Below are 15,540 nucleotides of genomic sequence, written 5' to 3'. Positions count from 1 at the left end.
CAAGGGTGATCCGGGCGCCGCCCGGCGCCCGCCGCCGCGTGCCCGTAAAATCTCGCCTCCCATGCCCGCCATCTCCTTCCAGTCGGTCTGCAAGACCTACGCCGCCAGCCGCGGCGCCAAATCTCCGGCAACTCCCCTCAAAGCCCTCGACGATGTCAGCTTCGACATCGAGGAAGGGGAGTTTTTCGGCCTGCTGGGGCCGAACGGCGCCGGCAAGACCACGCTGATCAGCGTGCTGGCCGGCCTGAGCCGCGCCACTTCCGGCCGCGTGCTGGTGCACGGCAGCGACGTGCAGGCCGACTATGCCAAGGCGCGCCGCCTGCTCGGCGTGGTGCCGCAGGAGCTGGTGTTCGATCCGTTCTTCAACGTGCGCGAGGCCTTGCGCATCCAGTCGGGCTATTTCGGCATCAAGAACAACGACGCCTGGATCGACGAACTGTTGGAAAGCCTGGGCCTGGCCGACAAGGCCAATGCCAACATGCGCCAGCTTTCGGGCGGCATGAAGCGGCGCGTGCTCGTGGCGCAGGCGCTGGTGCACAAGCCGCCGGTGATCGTGCTCGACGAGCCCACGGCCGGCGTGGACGTGGAACTGCGCCAGACGCTGTGGCAGTTCGTCGCCAAGCTCAACAAGCAGGGCCACACGGTGCTGCTGACCACGCATTACCTCGAGGAAGCCGAGGCTTTGTGCAGCCGCATCGCGATGTTGCGCACGGGCCAGGTTCTGGCGTTGGCGAGCACCAGCGAACTGCTGCGCTCGGCCTCCAGCAACGTGCTGCGCTTCAAGATCGACGGCGAGCTGCCGCCGGCGCTGGCCACCGAGGCGCGGGTTACCGGCCGCATCGTGCAACTGCCGGCGCATGGCGCACTGGAGATCGAGCGCTACCTCGCGGCCGTGCGCGAGGCCGGCCTGAAGGTCGAAGACGTGGAGATCCGCAAGGCCGACCTGGAAGACGTGTTCCTCGAAGTCATGGCCACCGAAAAAGGCAAAAAATGGCAAATGGCCATCTGAAAGAAGAACAACAAATGAGTGGTTGGCAAACGCTTTTCTACAAGGAAGTCCTGCGCTTCTGGAAGGTCGGATTCCAGACCGTCGGCGCCCCCGTGCTCACCGCCGTGCTCTACCTGCTGATCTTCGGCCACGTGCTCGAAGGCAACGCCAAGGTCTACGGGCAAGTGCACTACACGGCCTTCCTGGTGCCGGGTCTGGTGATGATGAGCGTGCTGCAGAACGCGTTCGCCAACAGTTCCTCCTCGCTGATCCAGAGCAAGATCATGGGCAGCCTGGTGTTCGTGCTGCTCACGCCGATCTCGCACTGGGGGCTGTTCGCCGCCTATGTGGGCTCGTCCATCGTGCGCGGCGTGGTGGTCGGCTTCGGCGTGTTCATCGTCACCGTGTGGTTCACCGGCACGAGTTTCGCGGCGCCGCTGTGGATTTTGCTGTTCGCCGTGTGCGGCGCGGCGCTGCTGGGCGTGCTCGGCCTGATCGCCGGGCTCTGGGCCGAGAAGTTCGACCAGATGGCCGTGTTCCAGAATTTCGTGGTCATGCCGCTCACGTTTTTGAGCGGTGTTTTCTACTCGATCCATTCGCTGCCGCCGTTCTGGCAGACGGTCAGCCACCTGAACCCGATCTTTTACATGATCGACGGCTTCCGCTACGGCTTCTTCGGCGTGAGCGACGTGTCGCCGTGGCTGAGCCTGTCCATCGTCGGGATTGCGCTACTTGTCGTCAGCGCGATCGCCGTTAACCTCCTGCGTATCGGCTACAAGATCCGTAGCTAATCTTTTATGACCGCCGAAGAACTGCAATCCCTCATCAAATCACACCTGCCGTGTGAACACATCACGCTCGAGGGCGACGGCCGACATTGGTACGCCACCATCGTCTCGGCCGAGTTCGAGGGCAAACGCGCGATCCAGCGGCACCAGCGGGTCTATGCCACGCTGGGTGCGAAAATGCATACCGACGAGGTGCATGCGTTGTCGATGAAGACCTACACCCCCACCGAATGGGCTGCGTTGCCTCGCTGAGGCCGGCCGCATCCGTTTCGGCATTCCGAGCTTGTGATGACGCGTTGACGAAGCGTCGCTATTCCGTTGATTCCATGGACAAACTACTCATCCGCGGCGGCCGCTCCTTGCAGGGCGAGGTCCGCATTTCCGGCGCCAAGAACGCCGCCTTGCCCGAACTCTGTGCCGCGCTGCTGACGGCCGAGCCGGTCACGCTGACCAACGTGCCCCGCCTGCAGGACGTGGCCACCATGCTCACGCTGATCCGCAACATGGGCGTGCGTGCCGACCGTACCGAAGACGGCACGGTGCAGATCAACGCTGCCGACCTGTCCTCGCCCGAGGCCCCCTACGAACTCGTCAAGACCATGCGCGCCTCGGTGCTGGCGCTCGGGCCGCTCTTGGCGCGCTTCGGCGAGGCCACGGTGTCGCTGCCCGGCGGCTGCGCCATCGGCTCGCGGCCGGTGGACCAGCACATCAAGGGCCTGCAGGCCATGGGCGCGGAGATCGTGGTCGAGCACGGCTACATGATCGCCAAGCTGCCCAAGGGCTGGAAGCGCCTGAAGGGCGCGCACATCACCACCGACATGGTGACCGTGACCGGCACCGAGAACTTCCTCATGGCCGCGAGCCTGGCCGAGGGTGAGACCGTGCTGGAAAACGCCGCGCAGGAGCCCGAAATCACCGATCTGGCCGAGATGCTGATCAAGATGGGCGCGCAGATCGAAGGCCACGGCACGAGTCGCATCCGCATCCAGGGCGTGGCCAAGCTCTCCGGCTGCAGCCACCAGGTGGTGGCCGACCGCATCGAGACCGGCACCTTCCTCTGCGCCGTGGCCGCCACGGGTGGCGACGTGATCTTGCGCCACGGCCGCGCCGACCACCTGGACGCGGTGATCGACAAGCTGCGCGATGCCGGTGTGCAGATCACGCCCATGGCGGACGGCATCCGTGTCTATTCCGCCGGTCCGGCTCACCATTATTTGAAGGCGCAGAGCTTCCGCACCACCGAATACCCGGGTTTCCCCACCGACATGCAGGCGCAGTTCATGGCGCTGAACTGCATCGCGCAGGGATCGAGCATGGTCACCGAGACCATCTTCGAGAACCGCTTCATGCATGTGAACGAGATGGTGCGCCTGGGCGCGCACATCCAGATCGACGGCAAGGTGGCCGTGGTCGAGGGCATCGCCAAACTCTCGGGCGCGACCGTCATGGCCACCGACCTGCGCGCCTCGGCCAGCCTGGTGATCGCCGGCCTGGTGGCCGAGGGCGAGACCATGGTCGACCGCATCTACCACCTGGACCGCGGCTACGACCAGATGGAAGCCAAGCTGCGCGGTATCGGGGCGGACATCGAAAGAATTAAGGCATGAGCATGATCACGTTGGCGTTATCAAAGGGCCGCATCTTCGACGACACGCTGCCGCTACTCGACGCCGCCGGCATCCAGGTGCTCGACGATCCGGAAAAATCGCGCAAGCTGATCCTCGCCACCAACCGGCCCGACGTGCGCGTGGTGCTGGTGCGCGCCAGCGACGTGCCGACCTATGTGGAATACGGCGGTGCCGACATCGGCATCACCGGCAAGGACACACTGCTCGAACACGGCAGCCAGGGCCTGTACCAGCCGCTGGACCTGCAGATCGCCAAGTGCCGCATCAGCGTCGCCGTGCGCAACGACTTCGACTACGCCCATGCCGTGCGCCAGGGCTCGCGGCTCACCGTGGCCACCAAATACGTGGCCATCGCGCGCGAGTTCTTCGCCGCCAAGGGCGTGCACGTGGACCTGATCAAGCTCTACGGCAGCATGGAACTCGCGCCGCTGACCGGCCTGGCCGACGCCATCGTCGACCTGGTGTCCACCGGCAACACGCTGCGCGCGAATCACCTCATCGAAGTCGAGCGCATCATGGACATCAGCTCGCGCCTGGTGGTGAACCAGGCTGCGCTCAAGCTCAAGCAGGCGCCGATCCGCCGGCTGATCGACGCCTTTGCCGCGGCCGTGGCTGCCCGAAATCCAGCTTCCCAGTCTCCTTCCTGAATGTTATGAATTTTGTAGCAGCACCTGCACGTCTTTCAACCGCCAGCGGCACATTCGAGGCCGAATTCAAGGCGCGGCTGCATTGGTCGGCCGAGGCGGACGCGGCGATCGAGCAGCGGGTGGCCGACATCCTGGCCGACGTGCAGGCGCGCGGCGATGCGGCGGTGCTCGAATACACGCAGCGCTTCGACGGCCTGGAGGCAACGAACATGGCCGCGCTGGAACTGACACAGGCCGAGCTCAAGGCCGCGTTCGACGCGATTCCCGCGGCCCAGCGCGAAGCCCTGCAAGCCGCCGCAGCGCGCGTGCGCCGCTACCACGAGGCGCAGAAGAAGGCCACCGGCGAAAGCTGGAGCTACCGCGACGAGGACGGCACGCTGCTCGGACAGAAGGTCACGCCGCTGGACCGCGTGGGCATCTACGTGCCCGGCGGCAAGGCGGCCTACCCCAGCAGTGTGCTGATGAACGCGATTCCCGCCCACGTGGCCGGCGTCGGCGAGATCATCATGGTCGTGCCCACGCCCAGGGGCGAGAAAAACGCGCTGGTGCTGGCCGCGGCCTACGTGGCCGGCGTCACGCGTGCCTTCACCATCGGCGGCGCGCAGGCCGTGGCCGCGCTGGCCTACGGCACGGCCACGGTGCCCAAGGTCGACAAGATCACCGGCCCGGGCAACGCCTACGTGGCCAGCGCCAAGAAGCGCGTGTTCGGCACGGTCGGCATCGACATGATCGCCGGTCCGAGCGAAATCCTGGTGCTGGCCGACGGCAGCACGCCGGCCGACTGGGTGGCGATGGACCTGTTCAGCCAGGCCGAACACGACGAACTTGCACAGAGCATCCTGCTGTGCCCCGATGCGGCCTACATCGACGCCGTGCAGGCCGCCGTCGACCGGCTGCTGCCCGAGATGCCGCGCGCCGAGATCATCGCCAAGTCGCTCACCGGCCGCGGCGCGCTGATCCACACGCGCAGCATGGAAGAGGCCTGTGCCATCAGCAACCGCATCGCGCCGGAACACCTGGAAGTGTCGAGCCGCGAGCCGCACCGCTGGGAGCCGCTGCTCAAGCATGCGGGCGCGATCTTCCTCGGCGCCTACACCAGCGAAAGCCTGGGTGACTACTGCGCCGGCCCGAACCATGTGCTGCCGACCAGCGGCACGGCACGTTTCTCGAGCCCGCTGGGCGTGTACGACTTCCAGAAGCGCAGCAGCCTGATCGAGGTCAGCGAGGCGGGCGCGCAGACGCTGGGCCGGATTGCCGCCGAGCTGGCCTACGGCGAAGGCCTGCAGGCGCATGCGCGAGCGGCGGAAATGCGGCTGAAGTAGCCAGTCGCGGCGCCAGACAAAAAGGCCACCGACTTTGCAGTCGGTGGCCTTTTGATTTTTCTGGTTGACCTCGTCGAGTGAGGTCACCCCAAATCACCGTTCGGGTTGAGCCTGTCGAAGCCGCGCCGGCCGGTGGGCAGGCCCTTCGACAGGCTCGGTGCGAACGGCCGTGGCGACTCAGACCTGCGCCGCCGCGATCGCCGCGTTGAAGGTCGGGCTCGGACGCATCACTTCGGCCGTCTTCTGCGTGTCGGGCTTGTAGTAGCCGCCGATGTCCACCGGCTTGCCCTGCACCACGCGCAGTTCCTCGACGATCTCGGCTTCCTTCTCCGTCAGTGTCTTCGCCAGCTTGGCGAAATGGGCCTGCAGTGCCTTGTCCTCGGTCTGTTCGGCCAGGGCCTGGGCCCAGTACATGGCGATGTAGAACTGGCTGCCGCGGTTGTCGAGCTGGCCGGTCTTGGGCGATGGGCCCTTGTTGTTGTCGAGCAGCTTGCCGGTGGCGGCGTCCAGCGTCTTGGCCAGCAGCTTGGCCTGCGTATTGCCGGTCTTGATGCCGAGGTCTTCCAGCGAGACGGCCAGCGCCAGGAACTCACCCAGCGAATCCCAGCGCAGGTGGTTTTCTTCCACCAGTTGCTGCACGTGCTTCGGCGCCGAGCCGCCGGCACCGGTTTCGTACATGCCGCCGCCGGCCATCAGTGGCACGATGGACAGCATCTTGGCGCTGGTGCCGAGTTCCATGATCGGGAACAGGTCGGTCAGGTAGTCGCGCAGGATGTTGCCGGTGACGGAGATGGTGTCCAGGCCGCGGATCACGCGTTCCAGCGTGTAGCGCATGGCGCGCACCTGGCTCATGATCTCGATGTGCAGGCCGCTGGTGTCGTGCTCCTTCAGGTAGGTCTGGACCTTCTTGATGACTTCGTTCTCGTGCGGGCGGTACGGGTCGAGCCAGAACACGGCCGGCATGCCGGAGTTGCGCGCGCGCGTCACGGCCAGCTTGACCCAGTCGCGGATGGCGGCGTCCTTGACCTGGCACATGCGCCAGATGTCGCCTTCCTCCACGTTCTGCGTGAGCAGGATTTCGCCGGTGGCCAGGTCGACGATGTTGGCCACGCCGTCTTCGGCGATCTCGAAGGTCTTGTCGTGCGAGCCGTATTCCTCGGCCTGCTGGGCCATCAGGCCGACGTTGGGCACCGTGCCCATGGTCTTCGGATCGAAGGCACCGTGCCACTTGCAGAAGTTGATGATCTCCTGGTAGATGCGGGCGAAGGTGGATTCGGGCATCACGGCCTTCACGTCCTTCAGGCGGCCGTCGGCGCCCCACATCTTGCCGCCGTTGCGGATCATCGCGGGCATGGAGGCGTCGACGATGATGTCGTTGGGCGAATGGAAATTGGTGATGCCCTTGGCGGAGTCCACCATGGCCAGCTCTGGGCGGTTGGCGTGGCAGGCGTGCAGGTCCTTCAGCACTTCCTCGCGCTTGGCGGTGGGCAGTGTCGCGACCTTGTCGTACAGGTTCGCCATGCCATTGTTGACGTTCACGCCGAGTTCGTCGAACAGCTTGCCGTGCTTGGCGAAGGCATCCTTGTAGAAGATCTTCACGCAGTGGCCGAACACGATGGGATGCGACACCTTCATCATCGTGGCCTTGACGTGCAGCGAGAACATCACGCCCGTCTTGTGCGCGTCCTCGATCTCCTTCTCATAGAACTCGACCAGCGCCTTCTTGCTCATGAACATGCTGTCGATGATCTCGCCGTCCTTCAGCGACACCTTGGGCTTGAGCACCACGGTCTTGCCGCTCTTGGTGATCAGTTCCATCTTCACGTCGCGCGCCTTGTCCAGCGTCAGCGATTTTTCGCCGTGGTAGAAGTCGCCGCTGTGCATGTGCGAGACGTGCGAGCGCGAAGCCTGGCTCCATTCGGCCATCGAATGCGGGTTCTTGCGCGCATATTCCTTGACGGCCTTGGGTGCGCGGCGGTCGGAATTGCCTTCGCGCAGCACCGGGTTCACGGCGCTGCCGATGCACTTGGAGTAACGCGCGCGGATGGCCTTTTCTTCCTCGGTCTTCGGATCTTCGGGGAAGTCGGGAATCGCGAAGCCCTTGGCCTGCAGTTCCTTGATGCAGGCCTGCAGCTGGCCCACCGATGCGCTGATGTTGGGCAGCTTGATGATGTTGGTGTCGGGCAGCAGCGTCAGGCGGCCGAGCTCGGCCAGCGTGGCGGGCACCTTCTGCGCGTCGGTCAGGTATTCCGGGAATTCGGCCAGCACCCGGCCGGCAACCGAGATGTCGGCCTCGGCGACTTCGATGCCGGCCGGTGCCGCGAAGGTGCGCACCACGGGCAGGAAGGCGGCGGTCGCGAGGAACGGGGCCTCGTCGGTCAGCGTGTAAATAATCTTCGATTTGGCTGTTGCCATAAGAATCTCTCAGTCTGTGGTCAAAAGGTGAATCGGGACCGAACGCCTGGCATGCGCGGCCGGCAGGATCGGCCGATTGCGGTGCGGTGGGGCGTGCGGGACAACCGATCGAAAATACCACGATTTCGCCTCTCCTTGCCTGACTTGGCGCATGTGCCGTGCGGCTTCGCGCCGTCGTCTAAAATTTAAGCATTCGGAAAGTGCCGGCGATGACCGCCGGAGAACGCCGAAGACGCCCGGACACCGTTTTTTCCCTCACGATCGCCCCCCAGACCCATGACCGCGCCCGACCCCGTCCAGCGTATCCGCCAGGACATCCAATCCATGCACGCCTATGCGGTGCAGCATTCCGCCGGCCTGCTGAAGATGGACGCGATGGAGAATCCGCACCGCCTGCCGCCCGCGCTGCAGGCCGCGCTGGGCGAGCGCCTGGGCCGATTGGCGTTGAACCGCTACCCCGACGCACGGGTCGACGATCTGCGCGCCGCGCTCGCCGCCCATGCCGGCATGCCTGAGGGCTACGGCCTGATGCTGGGCAACGGCTCGGACGAACTCATCTCGCTGCTGGCCATGGCCTGCGACGTGCCCGGAGCCACCATCCTGGCACCGGTACCGGGTTTCGTGATGTATGCGATGAGTGCGCAACTGCAGGGCCTGGGCTTCGTCGGCGTGCCGCTCACGGCCGATTTCGCGCTCGACGAGGCCGCGATGCTCTCCGCGATCGAGCAGCATCGCCCGGCCATCACCTACCTGGCCTACCCGAACAACCCGACCGCCAACCTGTTCGACGCCGCGGTCATGGCCCGCCTCATCGCCGCCGTGGGCCGGCAGGGTGGGCTGGTGGTGCTCGATGAGGCCTACCAGCCGTTCTCGAGCCGCAGCTACATCGACGTGTTGCGCGCCGAGCCGGCCGCACACCGCCATGTGCTGCTGATGCGCACCATGAGCAAATTCGGCCTGGCCGGCGTGCGCCTGGGCTACATGATGGGCCCGAAGGCGTTGATCGACGAGATCGACAAGGTGCGCCCGCCCTACAACATCAGCGTGCTCAACTACGAATGCGGCCTGTTCGCGCTGGAGCACGCCGAGGTCTTCGCCGCCCAGGCGCAGGATCTGCGCACCCAGCGCGACCGGCTGCTGGCCGCGCTGCGCGAGCTGCCGGGCACCAGGGCCTGGGACAGCGATGCCAACATGGTGCTGCTGCGCGTCCCCGACGCGGCCAAGACCTTCGAGGGCATGCGGGCGCTGGGCGTGCTGGTCAAGAACGTTTCTAAAATGCACCCATTGCTGGCCAACTGCCTGCGCCTGACCGTGGGCACCGCGGACGAGAATGCGCAGCTGCTGGCCGCGCTCCAGAAATCCTTATGAACAACACGATCCCCTCCGTCGACCAGCCTGGCCAACCCGTACAACAACGTGTGGCCGAGGTGGTGCGCAACACCGCCGAGACCAAGATTTCCGTGCGCGTGAACCTCGACGGCACGGGCCGCGCCAAGCTGCATACCGGCATCGGCTTCTTCGACCACATGCTCGACCAGATTGCGCGCCACGGCCTGATCGACCTCGACATCCACTGCGAAGGCGACCTGCACATCGACGGCCACCACACGGTGGAAGACGTGGGCATCACCCTCGGCCAGGCGGTTTACAAGGCCGTGGGCGACAAGAAGGGCATCCGCCGCTACGGCCACGCCTACGTGCCGCTGGACGAGGCGCTCTCCCGCGTGGTGATCGACTTCTCGGGCCGGCCCGGTCTCGACATGCACGTGCCGTTCACCAGCGGCATGATCGGCGGCTTCGACAGCCAGCTGACCTACGAATTCTTCCAGGGCTTCGTGAACCATGCCTTCGTCACGCTGCACATCGACAACCTCAAGGGTGTGAACGCGCACCATCAGTGCGAGACCGTGTTCAAGGCCTTCGCCCGCGCGATGCGCTTCGCGCTCGAGATCGATCCGCGTTCGGTGGGTGTGATCCCCTCCACCAAGGGTTCGCTCTGATTTCTTACCGTCAAATCGGCTTCCGACGCAGCAAATACCTGCGTAACCAGCTATGAATACTGCAGCAAACAAGACCGTCGCCGTGGTCGACTACGGCATGGGCAACCTGCGCTCGGTGTCGCAGGCCGTGATGCACGTGGCCGCCGACACCGGCCATACCGTGGTCGTCACCAACCGGCCCGACGAGGTGATGGCCGCCGAACGGGTGGTGCTGCCAGGGCAGGGCGCGATGCGCGACTGCATGCGCGAACTGCGCGACTCCGGCCTGCAGCAAGCCGTGCTCCACGCCGCCGCCAATAAACCGCTGATGGGGGTGTGTGTCGGCATGCAGATGCTGCTGGACCACAGCGAAGAGCAGGACACCCCGGGCCTCGGCCTGATTCCGGGACGGGTGCGCCGCTTCCAGCTCGAAGGCCGCCTGCAGCCCGACGGCAGCCGTTTCAAGGTGCCGCAGATGGGCTGGAACCGCGTGTCGCAACAGAGTCCTGGCGGGCGGCGACACCCGATCTGGGGCGAGGTGCCCGACGACAGCTACTTCTACTTCGTACACAGTTTCTACGCCGAACCGTCGGATGCACACCACAGCGCGGGCCTGGCGGATTACGGCGGGGCCTTTACGGCCGCGGTTGCACGCGATAATATTTTTGCATCCCAGTTTCACCCAGAGAAGAGCGCGGGCCACGGTTTGGCGCTCTACAGGAATTTCCTGCGCTGGAATCCTTGATTTCTCCTTCCTTTTCTTCACCACTTCTCCACTCGCTGCCACCAGCACCATGCTTCTCATTCCTGCAATCGATCTGAAGGACGGCCATTGTGTCCGTCTCAAACAAGGCGACATGGACCAATCCACCGTATTCGGTGAAGACCCGGCCGAGATGGCCCGCAGCTGGGTGGACAAGGGAGCAAGGCGCCTGCATCTGGTGGACCTGAACGGCGCGTTCGCGGGCAAGCCCAAGAACGAGTCGGCGATCCGCAAGATCCTGAAGGAGGTCGGCGGCGAGATCGACGTGCAGCTCGGCGGCGGCATCCGCGACCTGGACACCATCGAGCGTTACCTCGACGCCGGCCTGCGCTACGTGATCATCGGCACGGCCGCGGTGAAGAACCCCGGCTTCCTGCAGGACGCCTGCACGGCCTTCGGCGGCCACATCATCGTCGGCCTCGACGCCAAGGACGGCAAGGTCGCCACCGACGGCTGGAGCAAGCTCACCGGGCATGAAGTCGTGGACCTCGCCAAGAAGTTCGAGGACTATGGCGTCGAATCCTTCATCTACACCGACATCGGCCGCGACGGCATGCTCACCGGCATCAACGTCGACGCCACCGTGCGCCTGGCGCAGGCCATCACCACGCCGGTGATCGCCTCCGGCGGCCTGGGTGGCATGGCCGACATCGAGGCGCTGTGCGCGGTCGAGTCCGACGGTATCGAAGGTGTGATCTGCGGCCGCGCCATCTACAGCGGCGACCTCGATTTCGCCAGCGCCCAGGAGCGCGCCGACGAACTCGCTGGATGAATGGCTCACCCCCAGGTCGCTCACTTCGTGTAGCTCCCACCCCCTTGCAGGGGGCGACACCTGCGGCCTGGCGAAGCCAGTTCCGCGGTGTCTCTGGCATAAGGCAGGCATTCCCTCCGACCGTGGAGCAGACTGATGATTAGTCAAAACGAAATCTTCCAGGGCCAGCCCTGCATGCGACTGAGCCACGCGAGCGGCGACAGTGCACTTGTGGCGCTGCACGGGGGCCACGTGTTGTCGTGGACGGCCGGCGGCATCGAACGCCTGTACCTGAGCCCCAAGGCGGTCATGGACGGCAAGACCGCCATCCGCGGCGGTGTGCCGGTGTGTTTCCCGCAATTTAACCAGCGCGGCCCGTTGGCCAAACACGGCTTTGCACGCAACCTGCCGTGGACGGCCGAGGTCGATGGCGACAAGGGTGTCTTCACGCTGCAAAGCAACGCCACCACGCGCGCCCTGTGGCCGCACGATTTCAAGGCGAAACTGGCCGTGTCGCTGTCGGCCGGCGGTCTGCAACTCGATTTCTCGGTGGACAACACCGGCACGGCGCCACTCGAATTCACCGTGGCGTTGCACACCTATTTCCGCGTGGCCGCGATTGCCGAGGTCAGCCTCGAAGGCCTGGATGGCCGGCCCGTCTGGGATTCGGTCGCCGACACGCATGCCGTGCAGGATGGCGCCGTGCGTTTCACCCAGGAGTTCGACTGCGTCTACCAGGCTGCGGCAAATCCGCTCAAGCTGAACGACGGCCAGACCAGCCTGCACATCGCCCAGAGCGCCAACCTCGGCCAGACCGTCGTCTGGAATCCCGGCGCCGAACTCTGCGCCAGGCTCGCCGACATGCCGGCCGATGGTTACCAGAACATGCTGTGTGTCGAAGCTGCGCAGATCGATGCACCCGTGTCGCTGGCTGCCGGCATGCATTGGGCCGGCTGGCAACAACTCACCGTCGCCTGATCCGACTTATTTCCCTGGAGTTCCCATGCTCGCCAAGCGCATCATTCCCTGCCTGGACGTGACCGGCGGCCGCGTCGTCAAGGGCGTCAACTTCGTCGAGCTGCGCGATGCCGGCGACCCGGTCGAAATCGCCGCGCGCTACAACGAGCAGGGCGCCGACGAGCTCACCTTCCTCGACATCACCGCCACCAGCGACGGCCGCGACCTGATCCTGCACATCATCGAGGCCGTGGCCTCGCAGGTCTTCATCCCGCTGACCGTGGGCGGCGGCGTGCGCACCGTGGAAGACGTGCGCCGGCTGCTGAATTCGGGCGCGGACAAGGTGAGCTTCAACTCGGCGGCCATCGCCAACCCCGACGTCATCGAACAGGCCTCGGGCAAATACGGTGCGCAGGCCATCGTGGTTGCGATCGACGCCAAGCGGCGCTCCGATGCGGATGCGCTCACCCGCGGCCCCGGCTGGGACGTCTACAGCCATGGTGGCCGGCAGAACACCGGCCTGGACGCCGTCGCCTGGGCCACCGAGATGGCGCGCCGCGGTGCCGGCGAGATCCTGCTCACCAGCATGGACCGCGACGGCACGAAATCCGGCTTCGACCTGGCCCTGACCCGCGCCGTGAGCGATGCGGTGAGCGTGCCGGTGATCGCCTCCGGTGGCGTGGGCAACCTGGACCACCTGGCCGACGGCATCCAGACCGGCGGCGCCGACGCCGTGCTGGCTGCGAGCATCTTCCACTACGGCGAATACACGGTCCAGCAGGCCAAAGACCGCATGGCGGATCGTGGCATCCCGGTGCGCCGTTAGGCGCACCGTCACGTCCATCGCGCACAATCGCGTCCATGAACTGGTTAAACGATGTGAAATGGGATGCGCAGGGCCTGGTGCCCGTGATCGCGCAGGAAGCCGCGAGCGGCGACGTGTTGATGTTCGCCTGGATGAACCGCGAAGCGCTGCAGAAGACCGCCGAACTCGGCCGTGCCGTGTATTTCAGCCGGTCGCGCAACAAGCTGTGGTTCAAGGGCGAGGAATCCGGCCATGTGCAGACGGTGCACGACATCCGCATCGACTGCGACAACGACGTGGTACTGCTCAAGGTGACCCAGCTCGGCCATGAGCCCGGCATCGCCTGCCACACCGGCCGGCATAGCTGTTTCTACAGCGTGCTGCAAAAAGACGCCACCGGCGCACCCGCGTGGCAGGCCGTTGATCCGGTCTTGAAAGACCCTGAGTCCATTTATAAGTAATCGCATGAGTTCTCCAACACCCTCTCAGGATGCACTGGCCCGCCTGGCCACGGTGATCGAATCCCGCAAGCCCGGCCGTGGCGGCGATCCGAACGCGAGTTACGTGGCCCGTCTGCTGAACCAGGGGCCGGATGCGTTCCTCAAGAAAATCGGCGAGGAAGCCACCGAGGTGGTCATGGCCGCCAAGGACGCCGACCACGGCGGCGACAAGGCCAAGGTGGTCAATGAAGTGGCCGACCTGTGGTTCCATTCGATGATCGCGCTGGCCCACTACGGCTTCGCGCCGGCCGACGTGATTGCCGAGCTCGAGCGCCGCGAAGGCACGAGCGGCATCGAGGAAAAGGCGCTGCGCAAGGCCTTGAGCCGTGCCGCGGCCGAGAGCGAAAAGTCATGAGCCGAACGGACGATGTGATCGACGTCGAAGTGGTCGACAACGAGAAAGCCCAGTCGCTGAAGACGGTCGGCTGGATCAGTTATGTGCTGCACCTGATCGTGGCCGTGGGGGCGGTGATCCCGGGCGCGCAGCCCGGTGCCGCGCTGCTGCTGATCGCGCTGGTGATCGACCTGGTGAAGAAGGGCGAGGCCGAAGGCACCTGGCAGGCGAGCCATTTCTCGTGGCGCATCCGCTCGGTGGTCTGGGCCGGGATCCTGTATGTGATCACCATCCCGCTGTGGCTGCTGTTCGTGCTGCCGGGCTGGATCGCCTGGGGCCTGATCTCCTTGTGGTTCCTCTACCGCATCGTGCGCGGCATGGTCGCGATGAACCAAAACCAACCCGTCGGAGCCTGAAGCCATGCACGACCCGAATTGCCTTTTCTGCAAGATCACCCAGGGCCAGATTCCTTCTCGCAAGGTCTATGAGGATGAAGCCGTTTTTGCCTTCCACGACATCCGGCCCTCGGCGCCCGTGCATTTCCTGATCGTGCCCAAGCTGCATGTGCCTTCGATGGCGCAGGCGACGGACGAACACGCGGCCTTGATCGGCCGCATGATGGTGCTGGCGCCCAAGCTGGCCCTGCAGGAGGGTTGCAACCCGTACCCGGATGGCGGTTTCCGCATCGTGGTCAACACCGGCACGGAAGGCGGGCAGGAGGTGCACCATCTGCACCTGCACGTGATGGGCGGGCCCCGGCCCTGGCTGCGGGGCTGAACCATCTGCGCGCCAAAGAGTCAAATTCAGGGTCTTGACCGGGTGCAACCCGGCCAGCCGACTAAAATCGACACTATTCGTTAGGAGTACACCATGGGTTCTTTTTCCATTTGGCATTGGCTGATCGTTTTGTTGATCGTCGTGATGGTGTTCGGCACCAAGAAACTCAAGAACATCGGCGGCGACCTCGGTGGCGCGGTCAAGGGTTTCAAGGACGGCATGAAGGAGGGCTCGACGCCCGAAGACAAGCCGGCCAGCCAGGTCGTGAACGCGACGCCGGCGGCCGAAAAGGCCACCATCGACGTCGAAGCCAAAAACATGTCCAACAAGTCCTGATCGGGACCGCTGTCCGTGATTGACATTGGCATCTCGAAGATGGCGCTGATCGGCGCGGTGGCGCTGATCGTCATCGGGCCGGAAAAGCTGCCGCGTGTCGCGCGCACCGTGGGTACCTTGCTCGGCAAGGCGCAGCGTTACGTGTCCGACGTCAAGGCCGAGGTCAACCGCTCGATGGACCTGGACGAGCTGAGGAAGATGAAGGAGACCGTCGAGGGCGCGGCCCACGAGGTCCACAACTCGATCCAGACCAGCGCCAGCGACTTCGAGAAGCAGTGGTCCACCACAGACAGTGGTACTGGCAATGCCGACTCGCTCGCCGCACCGGCCGAGCCCTACGTCAGTTATCCGTCGTACAAGCATCCGAAGAAGAACTTCCGGCTCAAGCAGGGCGCCACGCCGCAGTGGTACAAGGCGCGCTCCGGCGTGCGCACCAAGGCGCTTTCGGGCGCGGCGCGGGTCGCGCGTTACCGCCCCTCCAAAATCAATTGACCGGCGCAGCCTGCCGCCGCCGCCCGGCTTTCCCGTTTCCCCTCTGGGCATGATCCCA

19 protein-coding genes are annotated in these 15,540 nt (G+C 65.1%); 18 read left to right on the top strand and 1 reads right to left on the bottom strand.

What is annotated here, in order from left to right; genetic code table 11:
• Window positions 1-61 precede the first annotated feature (61 nt).
• From RD110_RS20550 to hisD, 6 genes are all read left to right on the top strand, one after another.
• Window positions 62-1,009 (top strand): ABC transporter ATP-binding protein, encoded by a 948-nt coding sequence (locus RD110_RS20550; protein WP_076201597.1) that lies wholly within the window; start codon window positions 62-64, stop codon window positions 1,007-1,009.
• Window positions 1,010-1,023: 14 nt separating this feature from the next.
• Window positions 1,024-1,779 (top strand): ABC transporter permease, encoded by a 756-nt coding sequence (locus RD110_RS20545; RefSeq protein ID WP_076201595.1) that lies wholly within the window; start codon window positions 1,024-1,026, stop codon window positions 1,777-1,779.
• Window positions 1,780-1,785: 6 nt separating this feature from the next.
• Complete coding sequence (locus RD110_RS20540; RefSeq protein ID WP_076201594.1) at window positions 1,786-2,028, top strand: BolA family protein; 243 nt, start codon at window positions 1,786-1,788, stop codon at window positions 2,026-2,028.
• A gap of 74 nt (window positions 2,029-2,102) precedes the next feature.
• Entirely contained in the window at window positions 2,103-3,383 is a 1,281-nt protein-coding gene (gene murA, locus RD110_RS20535) for a UDP-N-acetylglucosamine 1-carboxyvinyltransferase (protein ID WP_076201592.1), read from the top strand.
• A 2-nt stretch (window positions 3,384-3,385) separates the two neighbouring features.
• Window positions 3,386-4,051: an ATP phosphoribosyltransferase gene (gene hisG, locus RD110_RS20530; RefSeq protein WP_076205357.1), complete on the top strand. Its 666-nt coding sequence runs from the start codon at window positions 3,386-3,388 to the stop codon at window positions 4,049-4,051.
• A 5-nt stretch (window positions 4,052-4,056) separates the two neighbouring features.
• Entirely contained in the window at window positions 4,057-5,373 is a 1,317-nt protein-coding gene (gene hisD / locus RD110_RS20525; RefSeq protein WP_076201591.1) for a histidinol dehydrogenase, read from the top strand.
• Between the two features lie 177 nt (window positions 5,374-5,550).
• Here the strand turns inward: hisD and RD110_RS20520 are convergent, their stop codons facing one another.
• On the bottom strand, window positions 5,551-7,788 hold the full coding sequence (locus RD110_RS20520) for an NADP-dependent isocitrate dehydrogenase (protein WP_076201589.1): 2,238 nt from the start codon (window positions 7,786-7,788) through the stop codon (window positions 5,551-5,553).
• 276 nt (window positions 7,789-8,064) lie between these two features.
• Between RD110_RS20520 and hisC the strand changes: the two genes are divergently transcribed.
• The 12 genes from hisC (at window position 8,065) to tatB (ending at window position 15,482) form a co-directional block, all read left to right on the top strand.
• Complete coding sequence (gene hisC / locus RD110_RS20515; RefSeq protein ID WP_076201587.1) at window positions 8,065-9,156, top strand: histidinol-phosphate transaminase; 1,092 nt, start codon at window positions 8,065-8,067, stop codon at window positions 9,154-9,156.
• Window positions 9,153-9,788: an imidazoleglycerol-phosphate dehydratase HisB gene (gene hisB, locus RD110_RS20510; RefSeq protein WP_076201586.1), complete on the top strand. Its 636-nt coding sequence runs from the start codon at window positions 9,153-9,155 to the stop codon at window positions 9,786-9,788. Before hisC ends, hisB begins: the two co-directional genes overlap by 4 nt.
• Before the next feature lie 52 nt (window positions 9,789-9,840).
• Complete coding sequence (hisH, locus tag RD110_RS20505) at window positions 9,841-10,512, top strand: imidazole glycerol phosphate synthase subunit HisH (RefSeq protein ID WP_076201584.1); 672 nt, start codon at window positions 9,841-9,843, stop codon at window positions 10,510-10,512.
• 49 nt (window positions 10,513-10,561) lie between these two features.
• On the top strand, window positions 10,562-11,302 hold the full coding sequence (gene hisA, locus RD110_RS20500) for a 1-(5-phosphoribosyl)-5-[(5-phosphoribosylamino)methylideneamino]imidazole-4-carboxamide isomerase (RefSeq protein WP_076201582.1): 741 nt from the start codon (window positions 10,562-10,564) through the stop codon (window positions 11,300-11,302).
• Window positions 11,303-11,437: 135 nt separating this feature from the next.
• Window positions 11,438-12,259 (top strand): D-hexose-6-phosphate mutarotase, encoded by an 822-nt coding sequence (locus RD110_RS20495; protein WP_204249990.1) that lies wholly within the window; start codon window positions 11,438-11,440, stop codon window positions 12,257-12,259.
• Window positions 12,260-12,284: 25 nt separating this feature from the next.
• Window positions 12,285-13,064 carry an imidazole glycerol phosphate synthase subunit HisF gene (hisF, locus tag RD110_RS20490; protein ID WP_076201579.1) on the top strand — a complete coding sequence of 260 codons (780 nt, stop codon included), beginning with the start codon at window positions 12,285-12,287 and terminating at the stop codon, window positions 13,062-13,064.
• 26 nt (window positions 13,065-13,090) lie between these two features.
• Complete coding sequence (gene hisI / locus RD110_RS20485) at window positions 13,091-13,504, top strand: phosphoribosyl-AMP cyclohydrolase (RefSeq protein ID WP_204250086.1); 414 nt, start codon at window positions 13,091-13,093, stop codon at window positions 13,502-13,504.
• A 4-nt stretch (window positions 13,505-13,508) separates the two neighbouring features.
• Entirely contained in the window at window positions 13,509-13,898 is a 390-nt protein-coding gene (locus RD110_RS20480; protein ID WP_076201577.1) for a phosphoribosyl-ATP diphosphatase, read from the top strand.
• A complete protein-coding gene (locus tag RD110_RS20475; RefSeq protein WP_076201576.1) occupies window positions 13,895-14,293 on the top strand; it encodes a DUF4870 family protein in 399 nt (132 codons plus the stop codon). Before RD110_RS20480 ends, RD110_RS20475 begins: the two co-directional genes overlap by 4 nt.
• Window positions 14,294-14,297: 4 nt before the next feature.
• Window positions 14,298-14,654: a histidine triad nucleotide-binding protein gene (locus RD110_RS20470; protein WP_076201572.1), complete on the top strand. Its 357-nt coding sequence runs from the start codon at window positions 14,298-14,300 to the stop codon at window positions 14,652-14,654.
• A 93-nt stretch (window positions 14,655-14,747) separates the two neighbouring features.
• On the top strand, window positions 14,748-14,990 hold the full coding sequence (gene tatA, locus RD110_RS20465; protein WP_076201571.1) for a Sec-independent protein translocase subunit TatA: 243 nt from the start codon (window positions 14,748-14,750) through the stop codon (window positions 14,988-14,990).
• Between the two features lie 15 nt (window positions 14,991-15,005).
• Window positions 15,006-15,482 carry a Sec-independent protein translocase protein TatB gene (gene tatB / locus RD110_RS20460; protein ID WP_076201568.1) on the top strand — a complete coding sequence of 159 codons (477 nt, stop codon included), beginning with the start codon at window positions 15,006-15,008 and terminating at the stop codon, window positions 15,480-15,482.
• The last annotated feature ends 58 nt before the right edge of the window (window positions 15,483-15,540 follow it).

This window comes from Rhodoferax koreense, assembly GCF_001955695.1.
In the GTDB taxonomy this organism is placed as follows: domain Bacteria; phylum Pseudomonadota; class Gammaproteobacteria; order Burkholderiales; family Burkholderiaceae_C; genus Rhodoferax_B; species Rhodoferax_B koreensis.
This window is presented reverse-complemented; position numbering and strand designations above follow the sequence as displayed.